Annotated in this window: 15 protein-coding genes, 16 tRNA genes, 3 rRNA genes and 1 pseudogene; 29 read left to right on the forward strand and 6 right to left on the reverse strand. The window is 45.6% G+C overall.

The features are described from left to right. Positions 1-6 precede the first annotated feature (6 nt). The gene (locus tag M1D65_RS04625) at positions 7-231 is read right to left on the reverse strand and encodes a hypothetical protein (protein WP_003233542.1); all 225 of its coding nucleotides are present in this window, start codon (positions 229-231) and stop codon (positions 7-9) included. Positions 232-312: 81 nt separating this feature from the next. Between M1D65_RS04625 and fabL the strand changes: the two genes are divergently transcribed. The 5 genes from fabL to M1D65_RS04650 all read left to right on the forward strand — a co-directional run bounded on the left by fabL (position 313) and on the right by M1D65_RS04650 (position 4,324). Next, positions 313-1,065, forward strand: a complete 753-nt coding sequence (gene fabL, locus M1D65_RS04630; protein WP_003223262.1) for an enoyl-[acyl-carrier-protein] reductase FabL — start codon at positions 313-315, stop codon at positions 1,063-1,065. A gap of 68 nt (positions 1,066-1,133) precedes the next feature. Then, positions 1,134-1,388 (forward strand): gamma type acid-soluble spore protein SspE, encoded by a 255-nt coding sequence (sspE, locus tag M1D65_RS04635; protein ID WP_014476214.1) that lies wholly within the window; start codon positions 1,134-1,136, stop codon positions 1,386-1,388. 172 nt (positions 1,389-1,560) lie between these two features. Continuing rightward, a complete protein-coding gene (locus tag M1D65_RS04640; protein WP_031315502.1) occupies positions 1,561-1,821 on the forward strand; it encodes a YgaB family protein in 261 nt (86 codons plus the stop codon). Between the two features lie 143 nt (positions 1,822-1,964). Beyond that, positions 1,965-2,495, forward strand: coding sequence for a nucleoside tri-diphosphate phosphatase (ntdP, locus tag M1D65_RS04645; RefSeq protein ID WP_003223272.1), 531 nt, complete (start codon positions 1,965-1,967; stop codon positions 2,493-2,495). An 86-nt stretch (positions 2,496-2,581) separates the two neighbouring features. After that, the gene (locus M1D65_RS04650; protein ID WP_009966836.1) at positions 2,582-4,324 is read left to right on the forward strand and encodes an ABC transporter ATP-binding protein; all 1,743 of its coding nucleotides are present in this window, start codon (positions 2,582-2,584) and stop codon (positions 4,322-4,324) included. A 76-nt stretch (positions 4,325-4,400) separates the two neighbouring features. Here the strand turns inward: M1D65_RS04650 and M1D65_RS04655 are convergent, their stop codons facing one another. Beyond that, positions 4,401-5,462, reverse strand: coding sequence for an aromatic acid exporter family protein (locus tag M1D65_RS04655; RefSeq protein WP_003233537.1), 1,062 nt, complete (start codon positions 5,460-5,462; stop codon positions 4,401-4,403). Between the two features lie 220 nt (positions 5,463-5,682). Beyond that, a complete protein-coding gene (locus M1D65_RS04660) occupies positions 5,683-6,972 on the reverse strand; it encodes a glutamate-1-semialdehyde 2,1-aminomutase (RefSeq protein WP_015715541.1) in 1,290 nt (429 codons plus the stop codon). A gap of 152 nt (positions 6,973-7,124) precedes the next feature. On the opposite strand from M1D65_RS04660, the gene bcp reads away from it, so the two are divergent. Both bcp and perR read left to right on the forward strand, forming a co-directional pair. Then, positions 7,125-7,598, forward strand: coding sequence for a thioredoxin-dependent thiol peroxidase (gene bcp, locus M1D65_RS04665; protein WP_003233532.1), 474 nt, complete (start codon positions 7,125-7,127; stop codon positions 7,596-7,598). A gap of 122 nt (positions 7,599-7,720) precedes the next feature. Further along, positions 7,721-8,158, forward strand: coding sequence for a peroxide-responsive transcriptional repressor PerR (perR, locus tag M1D65_RS04670; RefSeq protein WP_003223285.1), 438 nt, complete (start codon positions 7,721-7,723; stop codon positions 8,156-8,158). Between the two features lie 34 nt (positions 8,159-8,192). Here perR and M1D65_RS04675 read toward each other — a convergent pair whose 3' ends face one another. Next, positions 8,193-8,546: a YgzB family protein gene (locus tag M1D65_RS04675; RefSeq protein ID WP_014113119.1), complete on the reverse strand. Its 354-nt coding sequence runs from the start codon at positions 8,544-8,546 to the stop codon at positions 8,193-8,195. Between the two features lie 207 nt (positions 8,547-8,753). On the opposite strand from M1D65_RS04675, the gene M1D65_RS04680 reads away from it, so the two are divergent. From M1D65_RS04680 to M1D65_RS04775, 20 genes are all read left to right on the forward strand, one after another. Next, positions 8,754-9,638, forward strand: coding sequence for a nucleotidyltransferase-like protein (locus M1D65_RS04680; RefSeq protein WP_015715543.1), 885 nt, complete (start codon positions 8,754-8,756; stop codon positions 9,636-9,638). 294 nt (positions 9,639-9,932) lie between these two features. Further along, positions 9,933-11,482 (forward strand): 16S ribosomal RNA (locus M1D65_RS04685). A 170-nt stretch (positions 11,483-11,652) separates the two neighbouring features. Further along, positions 11,653-14,580, forward strand: a 23S ribosomal RNA gene (locus tag M1D65_RS04690). Between the two features lie 111 nt (positions 14,581-14,691). Next, positions 14,692-14,807, forward strand: a 5S ribosomal RNA gene (gene rrf / locus M1D65_RS04695). Together the 16S, 23S and 5S rRNA genes with 16 tRNA genes alongside form the textbook arrangement of a ribosomal RNA operon. 9 nt (positions 14,808-14,816) lie before the next feature. Continuing rightward, positions 14,817-14,891 (forward strand) — tRNA-Asn (locus M1D65_RS04700). A 5-nt stretch (positions 14,892-14,896) separates the two neighbouring features. Further along, positions 14,897-14,988: transfer RNA gene (locus tag M1D65_RS04705), tRNA-Ser, on the forward strand. Positions 14,989-15,022: 34 nt separating this feature from the next. After that, positions 15,023-15,094, forward strand: a tRNA-Glu gene (locus M1D65_RS04710). 9 nt (positions 15,095-15,103) lie between these two features. Beyond that, a tRNA-Val gene (locus tag M1D65_RS04715) sits at positions 15,104-15,179 on the forward strand. Positions 15,180-15,188: 9 nt separating this feature from the next. Next, positions 15,189-15,265: transfer RNA gene (locus M1D65_RS04720), tRNA-Met, on the forward strand. 11 nt (positions 15,266-15,276) lie between these two features. Then, positions 15,277-15,353 (forward strand) — tRNA-Asp (locus M1D65_RS04725). Between the two features lie 12 nt (positions 15,354-15,365). Beyond that, positions 15,366-15,441: transfer RNA gene (locus tag M1D65_RS04730), tRNA-Phe, on the forward strand. 5 nt (positions 15,442-15,446) lie between these two features. Further along, positions 15,447-15,519, forward strand: a tRNA-Thr gene (locus M1D65_RS04735). Between the two features lie 22 nt (positions 15,520-15,541). Continuing rightward, positions 15,542-15,626: transfer RNA gene (locus tag M1D65_RS04740), tRNA-Tyr, on the forward strand. A 5-nt stretch (positions 15,627-15,631) separates the two neighbouring features. Beyond that, positions 15,632-15,705: transfer RNA gene (locus tag M1D65_RS04745), tRNA-Trp, on the forward strand. A gap of 24 nt (positions 15,706-15,729) precedes the next feature. Beyond that, positions 15,730-15,805, forward strand: a tRNA-His gene (locus tag M1D65_RS04750). Positions 15,806-15,814: 9 nt separating this feature from the next. Continuing rightward, positions 15,815-15,886 (forward strand) — tRNA-Gln (locus M1D65_RS04755). 49 nt (positions 15,887-15,935) lie between these two features. After that, positions 15,936-16,010: transfer RNA gene (locus tag M1D65_RS04760), tRNA-Gly, on the forward strand. A gap of 5 nt (positions 16,011-16,015) precedes the next feature. Continuing rightward, a tRNA-Cys gene (locus tag M1D65_RS04765) sits at positions 16,016-16,086 on the forward strand. Between the two features lie 7 nt (positions 16,087-16,093). After that, positions 16,094-16,182: transfer RNA gene (locus M1D65_RS04770), tRNA-Leu, on the forward strand. A 265-nt stretch (positions 16,183-16,447) separates the two neighbouring features. Further along, positions 16,448-16,529: transfer RNA gene (locus tag M1D65_RS04775), tRNA-Leu, on the forward strand. 48 nt (positions 16,530-16,577) lie between these two features. Here the strand turns inward: M1D65_RS04775 and spo0M are convergent. Further along, positions 16,578-17,354 carry a sporulation control protein Spo0M gene (gene spo0M / locus M1D65_RS04780; RefSeq protein ID WP_064671163.1) on the reverse strand — a complete coding sequence of 259 codons (777 nt, stop codon included), beginning with the start codon at positions 17,352-17,354 and terminating at the stop codon, positions 16,578-16,580. Between the two features lie 141 nt (positions 17,355-17,495). On the opposite strand from spo0M, the gene M1D65_RS04785 reads away from it, so the two are divergent. After that, a complete protein-coding gene (locus tag M1D65_RS04785; protein WP_014479229.1) occupies positions 17,496-17,699 on the forward strand; it encodes a hypothetical protein in 204 nt (67 codons plus the stop codon). An 84-nt stretch (positions 17,700-17,783) separates the two neighbouring features. Here M1D65_RS04785 and M1D65_RS04790 read toward each other — a convergent pair. Continuing rightward, positions 17,784-18,055 (reverse strand): annotated as a pseudogene (locus M1D65_RS04790) (spore coat protein). 41 nt (positions 18,056-18,096) lie between these two features. Between M1D65_RS04790 and M1D65_RS04795 the strand changes: the two are divergent. After that, the gene (locus M1D65_RS04795) at positions 18,097-18,789 is read left to right on the forward strand and encodes a Type 1 glutamine amidotransferase-like domain-containing protein (RefSeq protein WP_032725255.1); all 693 of its coding nucleotides are present in this window, start codon (positions 18,097-18,099) and stop codon (positions 18,787-18,789) included. The last annotated feature ends 49 nt before the right edge of the window (positions 18,790-18,838 follow it).

Raw genomic sequence — 18,838 nt, forward strand, 5'->3', positions numbered from 1 at the left:
CCATTCTTAATCGTAAGAGACGCGCGTGCCGTGGCTGTAGTCCGCTTCATTGCGCTTCATTCCGCCGCGCGCTTCAATTTCTTGCGTTAATTCCCGGTATTTTGATTGGCCTTCTTCGTTCAAATAAGGCATAATTTGCTGAAAGGCATGATGGAAATAAGCGAGTTCACTGTTCTTCCAATCTTTTTTGGAAACCATGTTCAATTCGCTCATATCACGTCCGACATACATAACAGAAGACCCCCTTTAAAGTTCTTGCCATTATTGTTTGTGGAAATAAAAGAACTATACGCTACAAGGAGATGAGGAAAAATGGAACAAAATAAATGTGCACTCGTAACAGGAAGCAGCCGCGGTGTCGGAAAAGCGGCCGCGATCAGACTTGCTGAGAACGGCTATAACATCGTCATTAACTATGCACGCAGCAAAAAAGCAGCATTAGAAACAGCGGAAGAAATCGAAAAGCTTGGCGTTAAAGTGCTTGTCGTAAAAGCAAACGTAGGACAGCCTGCAAAAATCAAAGAAATGTTTCAGCAAATTGATGAAACGTTCGGCAGACTTGATGTTTTTGTCAATAATGCCGCATCAGGAGTACTAAGACCTGTTATGGAATTAGAAGAAACACACTGGGACTGGACGATGAACATTAATGCGAAAGCATTGCTTTTCTGCGCTCAGGAAGCTGCCAAGCTAATGGAGAAGAACGGTGGCGGACATATTGTCAGCATCAGTTCATTAGGCTCTATCCGCTATCTTGAAAACTACACCACGGTCGGTGTATCAAAAGCAGCGTTAGAGGCTTTAACCCGTTATCTTGCCGTTGAGCTTTCACCAAAACAAATTATCGTCAATGCTGTTTCAGGCGGAGCGATCGACACAGATGCGCTGAAGCACTTCCCGAATAGAGAAGATCTGCTTGAGGATGCGCGCCAAAATACGCCGGCGGGACGCATGGTCGAAATTAAAGACATGGTTGATACTGTGGAGTTTCTAGTGTCTTCCAAGGCTGACATGATCCGCGGACAGACAATTATCGTTGACGGCGGACGCTCACTGCTCGTTTAAAAATTTTTAAAAAAGAGGAATAGCTATACGATCACCTGCACATTCTAATGACCGTGGAGGTGATAACAATGGCTAACTCAAATAACTTCAGCAAAACAAACGCTCAACAAGTTAGAAAACAAAACCAACAATCAGCTGCTGGTCAAGGTCAATTTGGCACTGAATTTGCTAGCGAAACAAACGCTCAGCAAGTCAGAAAACAAAACCAGCAATCAGCTGGCCAACAAGGTCAATTCGGCACTGAATTCGCTAGTGAAACTGACGTACAGCAGGTAAGACAGCAAAACCAATCTGCTGAACAAAACAAACAACAAAACAGCTAATCACTGAAACAGAAAAAAGCACTTCATCTTCGGGTGGAAGTGCTTTTTTCTGTTTGAAAAACGACAAAACTTGTGGAAGGTCTACAGAATGAGTCAAAGGGTTTGCTTTATGGAGATCGAAATGATTAAAGGAGGAAATGTTTATACTTTCATCAGGCTGAAGGAGGAACCGATGACGGAATTTGAAAAGCTGGTAAGTGAACAGATGAAAACGATGGATAAGCTTCTCGATCTCCAATCAGAGCTCGACCGCTGCAAACAAATTGAGGCGGAACTCCGGCATTTGGAAAGGGATGCAAAGCTGCGTGGGATTCAGGCTGAAATTGCGGTAAAACGGAAACACCTTGCCGATATACAGGATATGTTTCAAAAGCAGACAGAGCAGGTCATTCGTTCATATCGCAGCTCAGAAAAGCCGTCTTCCTTTGTGTAGTGCAGGAATGTGCCATTCCCCGGCCGGAATGGCTCTTTTATTTTCATTTTTCAATTTGTAACGTTATAATAGGTAAAAGACGTTGTCGGTAAGCAAATTTGGACATACTAACTGTAGGGCTTTATAGAAAGTAGGGGAGAAATATGGGCTATCCCAAGGAAGGAGAAACCATTCAAATTCACAGCTATAAGCACAACGGGCTGATTCATAGAATTTGGAATGAGACAACAATCTTAAAAAGTACAGAAATGTGTGTCATCGGAGCCAATGACCGGACGATGGTAACCGAATCAGACGGCCGGACATGGATAACCAGAGAGCCCGCAATCTGTTATTTTCACGCAAGACAATGGTTTAATGTCATCGGGATGCTGAGGGAAGACGGGGTTCATTATTATTGCAACATCAGTTCTCCGTTTGCCTATGATGGCGAAGCAATTAAATATATTGATTATGACTTAGATGTTAAGGTTTTTCCTGACATGACCTACAATATTCTCGATGAAGACGAATATGATGATCATCGGAAAGCCATGAATTATCCAAAAGAAATCGACAGTATTTTAAGAGACTACTTAAATACGCTGCTCCATTGGATTCACCAGCGTCAGGGACCGTTTGCGCCCGAGTTTGTCGATATGTGGTATGAACGGTATTTGCGCTACACAAAATAATGGTTACGTAAAAACCTGTTGCGGGGTACAACAGGTTTTTCACATGGGCTCACACACATCATGATAAAGAGAGAGGGGGAATCAACGTGGGGGTTATGAAACGCTACATGCAATTCGTCAAACCTTATAAGAAGCAAATTTTCGTTACAGTGTTAATCGGGATCGTAAAATTCTCCATTCCGCTTGCTCTCCCATTGCTTCTGAAGTACGTAGTTGACGACATTATTCAAGGAGGCGGCACGGCTAGTGACAAAACAACGTCATTGTTCACGATTATGGCGATCATGTTCGCCTTATTTTTAATTTTGCGCCCGCCTGTTGAATATTACCGGCAATATTTTGCCCAGTGGACTGCCAGCAAGGTGCTTTATGACATAAGAGCTAAGCTGTTTGACCATATACAAAAACTGAGCCTGCGTTTTTACGCGAATACAAGAACAGGAGAAGTCATTTCCCGAGTGATTAATGATGTAGAACAAACAAAGGATTTCGTTATCACAGGGCTGATGAATATATGGCTCGATATGCTGACGATTTTGATTGTAATCTCGATCATGCTCACACTGGACGTTAAATTAACGCTGATCTCTATCGTATTATTCCCATTATACGGAATATCAGTGAAGTATTTTTACGGCCGTTTACGAAAGCTGACAAGGGAGCGCTCACAGGCTCTTGCTCAAGTGCAGGGGCATTTGCACGAACGCATTCAAGGCATGCCTGTCATCAGAAGCTTTGCGATAGAAGATCATGAACAGGCTCAATTTAATGAGAAAAACGGGCATTTCTTAGATAAAGCCATCCGCCACACGAATTGGAACGCCAAAACCTTTGCGGTCGTTAATACCATTACAGATTTGGCGCCGCTCATCGTCATAGCGTGCGCCGGGTATTTTGTCATTAATGGACCGCTGACAGTCGGAACAATGGTCGCGTTTGTCGGATATATTGACAGAATGTACAACCCTGTTAGAAGGCTGATCAATTCCTCTACAACTTTGACACAGTCAATCGCATCAATGGACAGGGTATTTGAATTTATTGACGAGCCCTACGAACTCACTGACAAACCAAATGCGATAAAGGCCGATCAGATTCGCGGAGGAGTGGAGTTTCAAAACGTTTCGTTTCAATATGAGAAGGACAAAGAAAATATTCTTCATGATGTATCCTTAAAAGTAAATAGAGGAGAAACTGTAGCTCTCGTCGGCATGAGCGGAGGAGGAAAATCAACGCTCGTCAGCCTGATCCCAAGATTTTATGATGTAACAAGCGGCAGACTGCTGATTGATGGGACGGATATTCGCGATTATGAAGCAAGAAGCCTTCGCAACCAGGTTGGTATGGTGCTTCAGGATACCTTTTTATTTAGTGAAACGATTCGGGAAAATATCGCGATCGGCAAGCCTGATGCCACACTTGAAGAGATAATCGAAGCCGCCAAAGCTGCAAATGCCCATGAATTTATCATGAGTTTTCCAGAAGGATATGAGACCCGGGTGGGGGAACGAGGCGTTAAGCTTTCAGGCGGACAAAAGCAGCGGATCTCAATTGCGCGGGTATTCCTGAAAAATCCGCCGCTCCTCATTTTAGATGAAGCTACATCAGCTCTGGATTTGGAAAGTGAGCATTACATTCAAGAAGCGATGGACAAACTGGCGAAGGATAGAACAACTTTTGTTGTCGCCCACCGTTTATCGACAATCACCCATGCGGATAAGATTGTTGTCATGGAAAACGGGACAATCATTGAAATCGGAACCCATGATGAACTCATGGACTATGAGAGCCAATACAAGCACTTATTTACCATTCAAAATTTGAACTAAAACATCAATCTTATATCCTTTTAACGAAGGATATAAGATTTTTTTGTATATAAAAAAACCCGGCTGTTTAACCGGGTTACTCTTCTGTTTCTATTTCGCAGTCTTTCGGATGATACGTTTGAAAACTTGTGATAAGTGTTTCTAAATGTTCAAGCTGCTCGCGATATTCCACGGCGCTTGCCATAATATTGAGCATGTTGTAATCAATAAGCTCCTCATCCGTATTCTGCTGATTTTTTAAAAATGACTTTGTTAAAAGCTGCTTATACCGGATGCCTTCTTCAACCGCGTCATCATGCGGCTTGATTTTTCCGACAAACCTCATCAAAATCCGTTCGTGCCAGTAAAGCAGGTAATCAAGTTCTTCAGTCAATGTTTCCTGAAACTCTTCCGGCATATGATAGATCTCGTTTTCCAGACGATGCAGCTTCTTCAATGTATCAAGCGCCCGATTTGCAGTAATAATGGCCTGTCTGAACAGGACAAGCTTTCTTGATTTCACATAAGTCGTTTTCTTAAAGTAACTTCTTTCTTCTTTATATAGAAGATATGTCTGATCAAGCTTGATCATTTTTTCTTTCAGTTTTTCAATATCCTCTTTCAAAATCGAATGCTCTGTCGACTGCCGCATGGACAATCTGATCCACTTCATAATTTCTTCGGTGTTTTCGACGGTATTATGAATCAGCTTTGTTTCGTACTTAGGAGGCAAAAACACAAGGTTGACGATAAAGGAAGAAAGCACCCCTAAGATGACTGTGCTTGTTCTGATCAGCGCGAACATTAAAAAGTCGTCACCGGCAGATTCTAATATCGCAATGACTGTTACAAGAGCAATTGAAATTGTATGTTCAATTTTAAGTTTCAGCATGATTGTAATGACAATAACTGCTGTTAACCCGATCATAATCGGGCTGGGTCCGAAAATAAGGCCGAACACTGTGGCAATCACAGCTCCGATGATATTTGCTTGAACCTGGTCAATAATAATGAGAAAAGAGCGGTAAATCGACGGCTGGATCGCAAATATCGCTGCAATTCCAGCGAAAATCGGCGCGGGAAGCCCGATCCACGAAGCCAAATAAAGGGCAAGTGTAATCGCAATCCCGGTTTTGAAAATGCGGGCACCAAGTTTCATTGGTTTGTGCGTGCATTCCTTTCTATAGTAAATTGTGTGACATAGCAAATGGGCTAATCCTTAAAATTCCCGGTTAGTTTATTTGCTAAACAATTAAGTAATATACAGGGATCGATACAAATATTCAAGCTATTTTTCTAGAAAAAGACCAAAATCTTACACGCTGTTTGATTCCATAAAAAAAACAGGAGCTCAAAGCTCCTGTTCAAGGTATTTGATTCTAGTTTTTTAGATGTTTAAATGCATCCTCGACCGCTGCAAGCGTGTCTTTAATATCCTGCTCTGTATGTGCTGTGGTAATAAACCAAGCTTCATACTTAGAAGGTGCTAAATTAATTCCGCGTTCCAGCATCAGCTTGAAAAACGTAGCGAATGTTTCTCCGTCACTCCGTTCAGCCTGCTCGTAATTTTCCACTTTCTCATCAGAGAAGTATACCGTGAGCGCACCTTTTAACCGGTTGACCGTAATGGTGATGCCGTGTGTTTCTGCGTGCTTCAAAATGCCTTCCTCAAGCATAGCGCCAAGGTGATCAAGCTTTTCATACACGCCTTTTTCTTTGAGCACTTCCAGACAAGCGATGCCTGATAGGATGGAAGCGGGGTTCCCTGCCATTGTTCCTGCCTGATAAGCAGGCCCTAGCGGAGCTACCTGCTCCATGATTTCTTGTTTGCCGCCATAGGCGCCAATCGGAAGTCCGCCGCCGATAATTTTCCCGAGTGCTGTTAAATCTGGTTTCACCTGTAAGAGATCCTGCGCGCCGCCATACATAAAGCGGAAAGCCGTAATGACTTCATCGTAAATAACGAGAGCGCCTGCATTATGTGTCAATTCATTTACTTTTTCTAAGAAGCCCTCTTTCGGCTCGACGATACCGAAGTTGCCGACAATCGGTTCAACGAGAACTGCCGCGATTTCACTGCCCCATTTATCAAGAGCCGCTTTATAGCTATCGATATCATTAAATGGTACTGTGATCACTTCGTTTGCAATGCTTTTCGGTACACCGGCTGAGTCTGGTGTGCCGAGAGTAGACGGGCCGGAGCCTGCGGCGACAAGCACAAGGTCCGAATGCCCGTGATAACAGCCCGCAAATTTAATGATTTTTGTCCGGCCTGTATATGCGCGAGCCACGCGGATGGTCGTCATAACGGCTTCTGTACCCGAATTGACGAATCTTACTTTGTCCATAGCGGGAATGGCTTCTTTGAGCATCTTTGCAAATGTAACCTCGTGTTTCGTTGGTGTTCCATACAATACACCGTTCTCTGCCGCTTTTTTAATCGCTTCTGTAATATGCGGGTGGGCATGTCCTGTAATAATCGGACCGTACGCCGCTAAATAATCGATGTATTTGTTGCCGTCCACATCCCAAAAATAAGCGCCGCTTGCTTTCTCCATTGCAACAGGAGAACCGCCGCCGACTGCTTTATATGATCTAGACGGGCTGTTTACACCGCCGACAATGTGCTGTAATGCCTCATTGTGAAGTTCAATTGATTTTGTATGCAAGAATAAAAACCTCCTATATCTCCATGCGTCCTTTCTATTGTAGCATGCTTCCGAACAAGAACAATGGCTTCGGGCTTCAGATTCAGCTGAGATGGTTGTAATCTGGACAAGAATTGGATACGCTTAATAAAAAAACATCCGGAGGTAACGTAATGACTATAGAAATCGGACAAAAAGCGCCTGATCTTGAGTTAAAAGGCGATCATGGGGAAACAGTAAAATTATCGGATTATAAAGGAAAGTACATCGTGCTTTATTTTTATCCAAAGGACATGACACCGGGATGTACAACTGAAGCATGCGATTTTCGGGACAGTCACGAAAGCTTCGCCGAACTGGATGCCGTCATTATCGGCGTCAGCCCGGACAGCCAGGAAAAACACGGAAAATTTAAAGAGAAGCATAACCTTCCATTTCTGCTTCTTGTTGATGACGAGCATAAGCTGGCGGAAGCGTTTGATGTGTGGAAGCTGAAGAAAAACTTCGGAAAAGAGTATATGGGAATCGAGCGTTCCACTTTTTTAATTGATAAAGAAGGCCGGCTCATTAAAGAATGGAGAAAAGTAAAAGTAAAGGACCATGTAGCCGAAGCGCTTCAAACCCTCAAAGATATGTCGGAAAAGTAAGTCTCTATGAGCCTATGCTTACTTTTACCCTGATATCAATTGACAAATTATCGTAGAAAGAGTTACACTAATTATAAACATTACAATGTAAGAATTTTTTTTAGAAGAGAGGTGCATGACGGATGGCTGCACATGAACTAAAAGAAGCCTTAGAAACGTTGAAGGAAACCGGAGTTCGCATTACTCCTCAACGTCATGCGATTCTGGAATATCTCGTTAACTCTATGGCTCATCCAACAGCGGACGATATATATAAAGCTCTGGAAGGGAAATTTCCTAACATGAGCGTAGCGACAGTATATAACAATTTGCGTGTGTTCCGGGAATCAGGTTTGGTAAAAGAGCTCACATACGGTGATGCTTCCAGCAGATTCGATTTTGTGACATCTGATCACTATCACGCGATTTGCGAAAACTGCGGTAAAATTGTGGACTTCCACTACCCGGGCCTTGATGAAGTGGAACAGCTCGCTGCCCACGTCACGGGCTTCAAGGTAAGCCACCACCGTTTAGAAATTTACGGCGTCTGCCAAGAGTGTTCGAAAAAAGAAAATCATTAAAAATAAGCTGACCGCACGAAACGGTCAGCTTATTTTATTTCGACATTTTCTTTTTATTATAAGACTCATCAAATTCTTTTCCTTCTAATCCCTTATCTAAAGTCAGCGGCTCTCGGCAATGCATGCACATATCGACTCTTCCTAAAACCTTTGTCTCTTTTTCACAGCCCGGACAAATGACGCGAACCGCTTTGGTCGAAAGCATTCCGATCCAAAAGTAAACAACCGTGCTGAGACCGATGGATAAAAGTCCAAGTATCATAAACAAACTAGATAGCAAAACTGACTCTTTGAAAAAGATCCCGATGTACATAATGATAAACCCAACGAAAACCAAACTTAACGCAAATGTTCTGATTTTATTAATTTTGCTGGAGTATTTCGCCATGTCCATCCCCCTCTGATTTAACTATAGCACAAACTCGATGGGATTTTCTTCATGTTTTCGGTTGAATTGGAATTTACTTATGGAGACTTACTGTGAAATTGTTTATAATAGTTCAATGTGTTTAGAAAAAAGGAATTTCGTTTTAACCATAGAATTGAATCAAATAGAGAATAAAAAAATTTGAACAATTGCATTGGAGGAATAGTGATGGAAAATCTTCTCCGTCCAATTTACCAAGAAAGAGCAAGTCACCCCAATACATTGGCTGTCATTATGATTGAGAGAAGAAACAAAACATCTTCCTTAACAGATAACTTTGATGCAGCTTTGCTGGTAATTGTAAAGGATGCTGATGATCCAGTTTTTATAAAGCATTATGAATTTGATCATCAAACAGCTTCTTTGCATGTGGTAACAGATTCTCAGATTCAAGAATGGATTTTGCTCGGAACAAATAGAAGAATCATAGATTGGATTGTAAATGGCAGAGTTTTGTTTGACCGTAATGAATACGTAGTTGAACTGATTGACAGGCTGAATACATTTCCGTTTGCCGAACGTAAACTGAAGATCGGACTCGAATACGGCAAATTAATCAGAAGGTATGTTGAAGGGAAAGCTTTTTTTGAAGCCAATCAATTTTTAGATGCCTACAACGCCGTTGTTCATGCGCTGCATCATTTAGCACGTATTGAAGTAATCGACAGAGGATTCCATCCCGAAACCACGGTGTGGAGCCAAGTGCGCCAGATGGAGCCGCAAGTGTACAAGTTATATTCCGAGCTGATTGAAAGTCACGAGAGCCTGGAAAAAAGACTTGAATTATTATTCTTAGCAAATGATTTTCTCATCCATTCCAAAGCCGAGATCGGTTCGGCGCATCTTTTCGAAGTAATGAAAGAAAAAGACATTTGGCAATTCGGTGAGCTTCTTCAACATCATGACCTAAAGCACTTTACCCAAGATCTTGGCGTTATGCTTGATTACTTGACAGAAAAGGGACTTATCAACGTCTGTCAGATAGAAACGAAAGGACAGGCTGTCTATCACCGAGGATATTCTTTTAAAAAAGGTGTTGACTCTGATTCTTGACCGTGTTATATTATTAAACGTCGCTGATGCGCTTCTGAGAAAACAAGCTCACAGCGGCGGGAAAATAAATCAAAAAAACATTTGACAAAAGAAAGTCAAAATGTTATATTAATAAAGTCGCTTCAACAAGAAGTGAAAATGATCTTTGAAAACTAAACAAGACAAAACGTACCTGTTAATTCAGTTTTTAAAAAAATCGCACAGCGATGTGCGTAGTCAGTCAAACTAGGGCCTGCACGACGCAGGTCACACAGGTGTCGCCGCAGGAAGCGGTGAACCTAACCTGTGATCCATTTATCGGAGAGTTTGATCCTGGCTCAGGACGAACGCTGGCGGCGTGCCTAATACATGCAAGTCGAGCGGACAGATGGGAGCTTGCTCCCTGATGTTAGCGGCGGACGGGTGAGTAACACGTGGGTAACCTGCCTGTAAGACTGGGATAACTCCGGGAAACCGGGGCTAATACCGGATGGTTGTTTGAACCGCATGGTTCAAACATAAAAGGTGGCTTCGGCTACCACTTACAGATGGACCCGCGGCGCATTAGCTAGTTGGTGAGGTAATGGCTCACCAAGGCAACGATGCGTAGCCGACCTGAGAGGGTGATCGGCCACACTGGGACTGAGACACGGCCCAGACTCCTACGGGAGGCAGCAGTAGGGAATCTTCCGCAATGGACGAAAGTCTGACGGAGCAACGCCGCGTGAGTGATGAAGGTTTTCGGATCGTAAAGCTCTGTTGTTAGGGAAGAACAAGTACCGTTCGAATAGGGCGGTACCTTGACGGTACCTAACCAGAAAGCCACGGCTAACTACGTGCCAGCAGCCGCGGTAATACGTAGGTGGCAAGCGTTGTCCGGAATTATTGGGCGTAAAGGGCTCGCAGGCGGTTTCTTAAGTCTGATGTGAAAGTCCCCGGCTCAACCGGGGAGGGTCATTGGAAACTGGGGAACTTGAGTGCAGAAGAGGAGAGTGGAATTCCACGTGTAGCGGTGAAATGCGTAGAGATGTGGAGGAACACCAGTGGCGAAGGCGACTCTCTGGTCTGTAACTGACGCTGAGGAGCGAAAGCGTGGGGAGCGAACAGGATTAGATACCCTGGTAGTCCACGCCGTAAACGATGAGTGCTAAGTGTTAGGGGGTTTCCGCCCCTTAGTGCTGCAGCTAACGCATTAAGCACTCCGCCTGGGGAGTACGGTCGCAAGACTGAAACTCAAAGGAATTGACGGGGGCCCGCACAAGCGGTGGAGCATGTGGTTTAATTCGAAGCAACGCGAAGAACCTTACCAGGTCTTGACATCCTCTGACAATCCTAGAGATAGGACGTCCCCTTCGGGGGCAGAGTGACAGGTGGTGCATGGTTGTCGTCAGCTCGTGTCGTGAGATGTTGGGTTAAGTCCCGCAACGAGCGCAACCCTTGATCTTAGTTGCCAGCATTCAGTTGGGCACTCTAAGGTGACTGCCGGTGACAAACCGGAGGAAGGTGGGGATGACGTCAAATCATCATGCCCCTTATGACCTGGGCTACACACGTGCTACAATGGACAGAACAAAGGGCAGCGAAACCGCGAGGTTAAGCCAATCCCACAAATCTGTTCTCAGTTCGGATCGCAGTCTGCAACTCGACTGCGTGAAGCTGGAATCGCTAGTAATCGCGGATCAGCATGCCGCGGTGAATACGTTCCCGGGCCTTGTACACACCGCCCGTCACACCACGAGAGTTTGTAACACCCGAAGTCGGTGAGGTAACCTTTTAGGAGCCAGCCGCCGAAGGTGGGACAGATGATTGGGGTGAAGTCGTAACAAGGTAGCCGTATCGGAAGGTGCGGCTGGATCACCTCCTTTCTAAGGATATTATACGGAATATAAGACCTTGGGTCTTATAAACAGAACGTTCCCTGTCTTGTTTAGTTTTGAAGGATCATTCCTTCGAAACGTGTTCTTTGAAAACTAGATAACAGTAGACATCACATTCAATTAGTAACACAAGATATCACATAGTGATTCTTTTTAACGGTTAAGTTAGAAAGGGCGCACGGTGGATGCCTTGGCACTAGGAGCCGATGAAGGACGGGACGAACACCGATATGCTTCGGGGAGCTGTAAGCAAGCTTTGATCCGGAGATTTCCGAATGGGGAAACCCACCACTCGTAATGGAGTGGTATCCATATCTGAATTCATAGGATATGAGAAGGCAGACCCGGGGAACTGAAACATCTAAGTACCCGGAGGAAGAGAAAGCAAATGCGATTCCCTGAGTAGCGGCGAGCGAAACGGGATTAGCCCAAACCAAGAGGCTTGCCTCTTGGGGTTGTAGGACACTCTGTACGGAGTTACAAAGGAACGAGGTAGATGAAGAGGTCTGGAAAGGCCCGCCATAGGAGGTAACAGCCCTGTAGTCAAAACTTCGTTCTCTCCTGAGTGGATCCTGAGTACGGCGGAACACGTGAAATTCCGTCGGAATCCGGGAGGACCATCTCCCAAGGCTAAATACTCCCTAGTGACCGATAGTGAACCAGTACCGTGAGGGAAAGGTGAAAAGCACCCCGGAAGGGGAGTGAAAGAGATCCTGAAACCGTGTGCCTACAAGTAGTCAGAGCCCGTTAACGGGTGATGGCGTGCCTTTTGTAGAATGAACCGGCGAGTTACGATCCCGTGCAAGGTTAAGCAGAAGATGCGGAGCCGCAGCGAAAGCGAGTCTGAATAGGGCGCATGAGTACGTGGTCGTAGACCCGAAACCAGGTGATCTACCCATGTCCAGGGTGAAGTTCAGGTAACACTGAATGGAGGCCCGAACCCACGCACGTTGAAAAGTGCGGGGATGAGGTGTGGGTAGGGGTGAAATGCCAATCGAACCTGGAGATAGCTGGTTCTCTCCGAAATAGCTTTAGGGCTAGCCTCAAGGTAAGAGTCTTGGAGGTAGAGCACTGATTGGACTAGGGGCCCCTACCGGGTTACCGAATTCAGTCAAACTCCGAATGCCAATGACTTATCCTTGGGAGTCAGACTGCGAGTGATAAGATCCGTAGTCGAAAGGGAAACAGCCCAGACCGCCAGCTAAGGTCCCAAAGTATACGTTAAGTGGAAAAGGATGTGGAGTTGCTTAGACAACCAGGATGTTGGCTTAGAAGCAGCCACCATTTAAAGAGTGCGTAATAGCTCACTGGTCGAGTGACTCTGCGCCGAAAATGTACCGGGGCTAAACGTATCACCGAAGCTGCGGACTGTTCTTCGAACAGTGGTAGGAGAGCGTTCTAAGGGCTGTGAAGCCAGACCGGAAGGACTGGTGGAGCGCTTAGAAGTGAGAATGCCGGTATGAGTAGCGAAAGAGGGGTGAGAATCCCCTCCACCGAATGCCTAAGGTTTCCTGAGGAAGGCTCGTCCGCTCAGGGTTAGTCGGGACCTAAGCCGAGGCCGAAAGGCGTAGGCGATGGACAACAGGTTGATATTCCTGTACCACCTCCTCACCATTTGAGCAATGGGGGGACGCAGGAGGATAGGGTAAGCGCGGTATTGGATATCCGCGTCCAAGCAGTTAGGCTGGGAAATAGGCAAATCCGTTTCCCATAAGGCTGAGCTGTGATGGCGAGCGAAATATAGTAGCGAAGTTCCTGATTCCACACTGCCAAGAAAAGCCTCTAGCGAGGTGAGAGGTGCCCGTACCGCAAACCGACACAGGTAGGCGAGGAGAGAATCCTAAGGTGATCGAGAGAACTCTCGTTAAGGAACTCGGCAAAATGACCCCGTAACTTCGGGAGAAGGGGTGCTCTGTTAGGGTGCAAGCCCGAGAGAGCCGCAGTGAATAGGCCCAGGCGACTGTTTAGCAAAAACACAGGTCTCTGCGAAGCCGTAAGGCGAAGTATAGGGGCTGACGCCTGCCCGGTGCTGGAAGGTTAAGAGGAGCGCTTAGCGTAAGCGAAGGTGCGAATTGAAGCCCCAGTAAACGGCGGCCGTAACTATAACGGTCCTAAGGTAGCGAAATTCCTTGTCGGGTAAGTTCCGACCCGCACGAAAGGCGCAACGATCTGGGCACTGTCTCAACGAGAGACTCGGTGAAATTATAGTACCTGTGAAGATGCAGGTTACCCGCGACAGGACGGAAAGACCCCGTGGAGCTTTACTGCAGCCTGATATTGAATGTTGGTACAGCTTGTACAGGATAGGTAGGAGCCTTGGAAACCGGAGCGCCAGCTTCGGTGGAGGCATCGGTGGGATACTACCCTGGCTGTATTGACCTTCTAACCCGCCGCCCTTATCGGGCGGGGAGACAGTGTCAGGTGGGCAGTTTGACTGGGGCGGTCGCCTCCTAAAAGGTAACGGAGGCGCCCAAAGGTTCCCTCAGAATGGTTGGAAATCATTCGCAGAGTGTAAAGGCACAAGGGAGCTTGACTGCGAGACCTACAAGTCGAGCAGGGACGAAAGTCGGGCTTAGTGATCCGGTGGTTCCGCATGGAAGGGCCATCGCTCAACGGATAAAAGCTACCCCGGGGATAACAGGCTTATCTCCCCCAAGAGTCCACATCGACGGGGAGGTTTGGCACCTCGATGTCGGCTCATCGCATCCTGGGGCTGTAGTCGGTCCCAAGGGTTGGGCTGTTCGCCCATTAAAGCGGTACGCGAGCTGGGTTCAGAACGTCGTGAGACAGTTCGGTCCCTATCCGTCGCGGGCGCAGGAAATTTGAGAGGAGCTGTCCTTAGTACGAGAGGACCGGGATGGACGCACCGCTGGTGTACCAGTTGTTCTGCCAAGGGCATCGCTGGGTAGCTATGTGCGGACGGGATAAGTGCTGAAAGCATCTAAGCATGAAGCCCCCCTCAAGATGAGATTTCCCATTCCGCAAGGAAGTAAGATCCCTGAAAGATGATCAGGTTGATAGGTCTGAGGTGGAAGTGTGGCGACACATGGAGCTGACAGATACTAATCGATCGAGGACTTAACCACATTTTGAATGATGTCACACCTGTTATCTAGTTTTGAGAGAATAAGTTTTTTCAAAAAAACACTTGTTTTTCTCAAGAATACATAGTATAATGTTAAATGTCACTGAAATTGTCTGGTGATGATGGCGAAGAGGTCACACCCGTTCCCATGCCGAACACGGAAGTTAAGCTCTTCAGCGCCGATGGTAGTCGGGGGTTTCCCCCTGTGAGAGTAGGACATCGCCAGGCAGACTTCATTCCGCAGTAGCTCAGTGGTAGAGCTATCGGCTGTTAACCGATCGGTCGTAGGTTCGAATCCTACCTGCGGAGCCATTATTGGAGAGCTGTCCGAGTGGTCGAAGGAGCACGATTGGAAATCGTGTAGGCGGTCAACTCCGTCTCAAGGGTTCGAATCCCTTGCTCTCCGCCACTTATACTTATACATAATTACAATTGAAAGTCTGGGCCCGTTGGTCAAGCGGTTAAGACACCGCCCTTTCACGGCGGTAACACGGGTTCGAATCCCGTACGGGTCATTATATGATGGAGGATTAGCTCAGCTGGGAGAGCATCTGCCTTACAAGCAGAGGGTCGGCGGTTCGAGCCCGTCATCCTCCACCATTATATCATCGCGGGGTGGAGCAGTTCGGTAGCTCGTCGGGCTCATAACCCGAAGGTCGCAGGTTCAAATCCTGCCCCCGCAACCAAATTTTAAAATGGTCCGGTAGTTCAGTTGGTTAGAATGCCTGCCTGTCACGCAGGAGGTCGCGGGTTCGAGTCCCGTCCGGACCGCCATTTAAATACTTAGGCTCGGTAGCTCAGTTGGTAGAGCAACGGACTGAAAATCCGTGTGTCGGCGGTTCGATTCCGTCCCGAGCCACCACCTATGCCGGTGTAGCTCAATTGGTAGAGCAACTGACTTGTAATCAGTAGGTTGGGGGTTCAAGTCCTCTTGCCGGCACTGTTTTTTCAAAATTTAATGTGGAGGGGTAGCGAAGTGGCTAAACGCGGCGGACTGTAAATCCGCTCCCTCAGGGTTCGGCAGTTCGAATCTGCCCCCCTCCACCATTTATAGGGGCATAGTTTAACGGTAGAACAGAGGTCTCCAAAACCTCCGGTGTGGGTTCGATTCCTACTGCCCCTGCCAAATTTATGACATCTTGAGATTATGGCGGTTGTGGCGAAGTGGTTAACGCACCAGATTGTGGCTCTGGCACTCGTGGGTTCGATTCCCATCAATCGCCCCATATTATCATTGGGCTATAGCCAAGCGGTAAGGCAACGGACTTTGACTCCGTCATGCGTTGGTTCGAATCCAGCTAGCCCAGTCTCACTTTTTATATCAACTGCATATAATGTATTAAGTCCATTTAAAATGCGGAAGTAGTTCAGTGGTAGAACACCACCTTGCCAAGGTGGGGGTCGCGGGTTCGAATCCCGTCTTCCGCTCCAATTACGGCGGCATAGCCAAGTGGTAAGGCAGAGGTCTGCAAAACCTTTATCCCCGGTTCGAATCCGGGTGTCGCCTTCTTATTGCCGGGGTGGTGGAATTGGCAGACACACAGGACTTAAAATCCTGCGGTAGGTGACTACCGTGCCGGTTCAAGTCCGGCCCTCGGCACCAATTTTACTTACATGGTAAGTTGAATTGGTGTTTGTGTTTTATCATTATAACTAATCATATTAATGATCTACATAAGTAGATCATTTTTTTAATGCTTTGATTTATCATAACAAGTTAAGTTTCGAGGCCTATTATAAAGCGGCTGTATAGCTAGTCTTTCAACACTTTTATTTTATATTTCCAAAAAAACTTTTTTGAAATACGTTGACACTTTATGAGATCCATGATATATTTATATTCGTCGGTTAGATACGACGTAAAACTTGCCGGTGTGGCGGAATTGGCAGACGCGCACGACTCAAAATCGTGTTCCTTCTGGAGTGTCGGTTCGACCCCGACCACCGGTATACTGAAAAACCCGTTTCTTAACAGAAACGGGTTTTTATTTTTTATGCTTACTCAGCGTATTGGTCTAGGATCTCTTCTAGCACCTCTTCTAGCTCTTCTGTATCTTCAAGCTCTGATTGGCTGAAACGGACGCGTACAAGCTGTTCTTCGTCATTATACATCTCTTCCAGCCACCCTCGGAGTCCTCTTGCTCTGCGGTCGACTTCGAAAATGATTTCCAAACCGTCTTCGTCTAAAAGGAAAATGAGTTCTAATTCATCAAGCATCTGACGATAATATCCGGAAGTCGGAACGAATTCGAATTCTTGAACGAACGGAAGACGACGCTGGAAGTAGGGCGCTTGTTCACAGTCTGCTTCGTTAAGACGGAAGCCCAGGTTTTCGATTGCTTCCAGCACATTTTCAATCCAAGGGTGCGCTTCAACGAAAATGCGGTCATGATCGGATTTATCGATACCGCCTTGAATGTCAAGGTCTGTCACCACGGCAACCTCTACTTTCCCTACAGTCATCGGCGTATCTAGAGGCAGAGTGAATGTGAACGGAAATTGATGCTCTTCACCAGGCTGTATGGTAAATGAACCAGTGACCCGGAAAGAATGAATTGTAGCGTATTTCCGGTGCTCTTCATCGTCTTTTACAATGACATACCGTGTGCTAAGCTGTAAATCGATATAACGGATGTCCTGAGCGATTTTTCCGCCTTTGACATGTACCGTTCCCTGTACTTCTTCTCCTGGAAAATATGCGTCTTTTTCTAAAATTGTATCTACTTTTGCAGCTCCAATTCCGGCACTTGCCGCAAGTTTCTTAAAAAATGACATGTTAGATCTTCCCCTTTTTCTTTTTTCTCAACAGATATACGCAAGAAGGAGGAAAAAAGATTCGTTTGATTCATACTTTTTTCCTATTATTCGTCTCGGCCTAGGGACAGACTAAGAATAATATTGAAAATAAAGGAGTGGATGGAAGTGAATAAAGAAAGTTTGGTTGCAGATGAATTACACAGAATGTTTTTGGCAGGTGAGCTGCAAATCACAGTAGAGGAGGATATAAACAATATTTCCGAAAGGCTGAGAAACGGCGATCTCAGTTTAGACCGATTAAGCGGTGAAGACGCGTTTATAAAAGAAACGGTAAATGAGGCTTTAAGAAGAGTGGAGCAATAAAAAAGAGACGGCATCTCATCTTTGAGATCCCGTCTCTTTTTGTGGTTTTTGCTACAAGATAAAAGTGAATCGATTTGAAATTGCTCACCCGAGCCACCCCTTTTCTAACAGAAAATCTGACAGTTCATCATGGAGATACACAGCTGTATCTAATTGATCATGCAATGCTCTTCTGATGTGGGGATTTTCGGCTTCTGTTATTGCGACAGTGTATTTGTTAATGCTGGTTTTTATTGTTGTTAACAAATCAAGAATATCTTTGGGACAAAGACTTTGTTCAATGGGAAACCACCCCCTTTGTTTTTTTAGCAGCTCTGATAAGAAAGTATTTGGCTTTGTTTCTTGCTTCTATACAAAATGCTATAATAAGCAACAAATTTTGTTGGGGGGTGTGATGATGAAGCAGATTATTGCGATGGGGGGCGGGGGTTTTTCGATGGAGCCGGATAATTTGTCCCTCGATCAATATATCCTCAATCAATCAAAACGAGAGCAGCCTCGTATTTGTTTTTTGCCGACGGCGAGCGGAGATTCCCAAAACTATATTCAGCGGTTTTATCATGCATTTCAAACACTGGATTGTGTGCCGTCTCACTTATCTTTGTTTAAGCCGCCATCAACAGATTTAACTTCTTTTGTTATGGAAATGGACGTGATTTATGTTGGCGGGGGAAATACGCGGAATTTACTTGTGTTATGGAAAGAGTGGGGGCTTGACCAGATTCTTAGGGAAGCATGGAAGAACGGTGTGGTTTTAGCTGGATTAAGTGCCGGTGCGATCTGCTGGTTTGAAGAAGGGGTGACGGATTCAGCCGGACCGCTGACAAGTTTGAAAAGTTTAGGTTTTTTGCAAGGGAGCTTTTGTCCCCATTATGACGGGGAAAAGGATCGGAGACCGGCATACCACCAGCTGATATCTAACAAGTTCTTATGCAGTGGCTATGCAGCGGATGATGGGGCTGCTCTCCATTTCATAAATGATCAGCTGTTTCAGACTGTGAGTTCAAGGTCGGAAGGAAAGGCATATCGGGTGATGATGGCTGAACATGAAATAGCTGAAATCCCGTTGCCGGTCAAATATTTAGGGTGAAATTGGCTGAATATTATCTATATTCCTCTTTTTTTCAGATTGATTTTAT

Source organism: Bacillus sp. JZ39, assembly GCF_053903145.1.

Coding starts and splice junctions, on each gene's coding strand:
- M1D65_RS04625 (WP_003233542.1), bottom strand. CDS start 231: ATGTATGTCGGACGTGATATGAGCGAATTGAACATGGTTTCCAAAAAA.
- fabL (WP_003223262.1), top strand. CDS start 313: ATGGAACAAAATAAATGTGCACTCGTAACAGGAAGCAGCCGCGGTGTC.
- sspE (WP_014476214.1), top strand. CDS start 1,134: ATGGCTAACTCAAATAACTTCAGCAAAACAAACGCTCAACAAGTTAGA.
- M1D65_RS04640 (WP_031315502.1), top strand. CDS start 1,561: ATGACGGAATTTGAAAAGCTGGTAAGTGAACAGATGAAAACGATGGAT.
- ntdP (WP_003223272.1), top strand. CDS start 1,965: ATGGGCTATCCCAAGGAAGGAGAAACCATTCAAATTCACAGCTATAAG.
- M1D65_RS04655 (WP_003233537.1), bottom strand. CDS start 5,462: ATGAAACTTGGTGCCCGCATTTTCAAAACCGGGATTGCGATTACACTT.
- bcp (WP_003233532.1), top strand. CDS start 7,125: ATGACTATAGAAATCGGACAAAAAGCGCCTGATCTTGAGTTAAAAGGC.
- perR (WP_003223285.1), top strand. CDS start 7,721: ATGGCTGCACATGAACTAAAAGAAGCCTTAGAAACGTTGAAGGAAACC.
- M1D65_RS04675 (WP_014113119.1), bottom strand. CDS start 8,546: ATGGCGAAATACTCCAGCAAAATTAATAAAATCAGAACATTTGCGTTA.
- M1D65_RS04680 (WP_015715543.1), top strand. CDS start 8,754: ATGGAAAATCTTCTCCGTCCAATTTACCAAGAAAGAGCAAGTCACCCC.
- spo0M (WP_064671163.1), bottom strand. CDS start 17,354: ATGTCATTTTTTAAGAAACTTGCGGCAAGTGCCGGAATTGGAGCTGCA.
- M1D65_RS04785 (WP_014479229.1), top strand. CDS start 17,496: ATGGAAGTGAATAAAGAAAGTTTGGTTGCAGATGAATTACACAGAATG.
- M1D65_RS04795 (WP_032725255.1), top strand. CDS start 18,097: ATGAAGCAGATTATTGCGATGGGGGGCGGGGGTTTTTCGATGGAGCCG.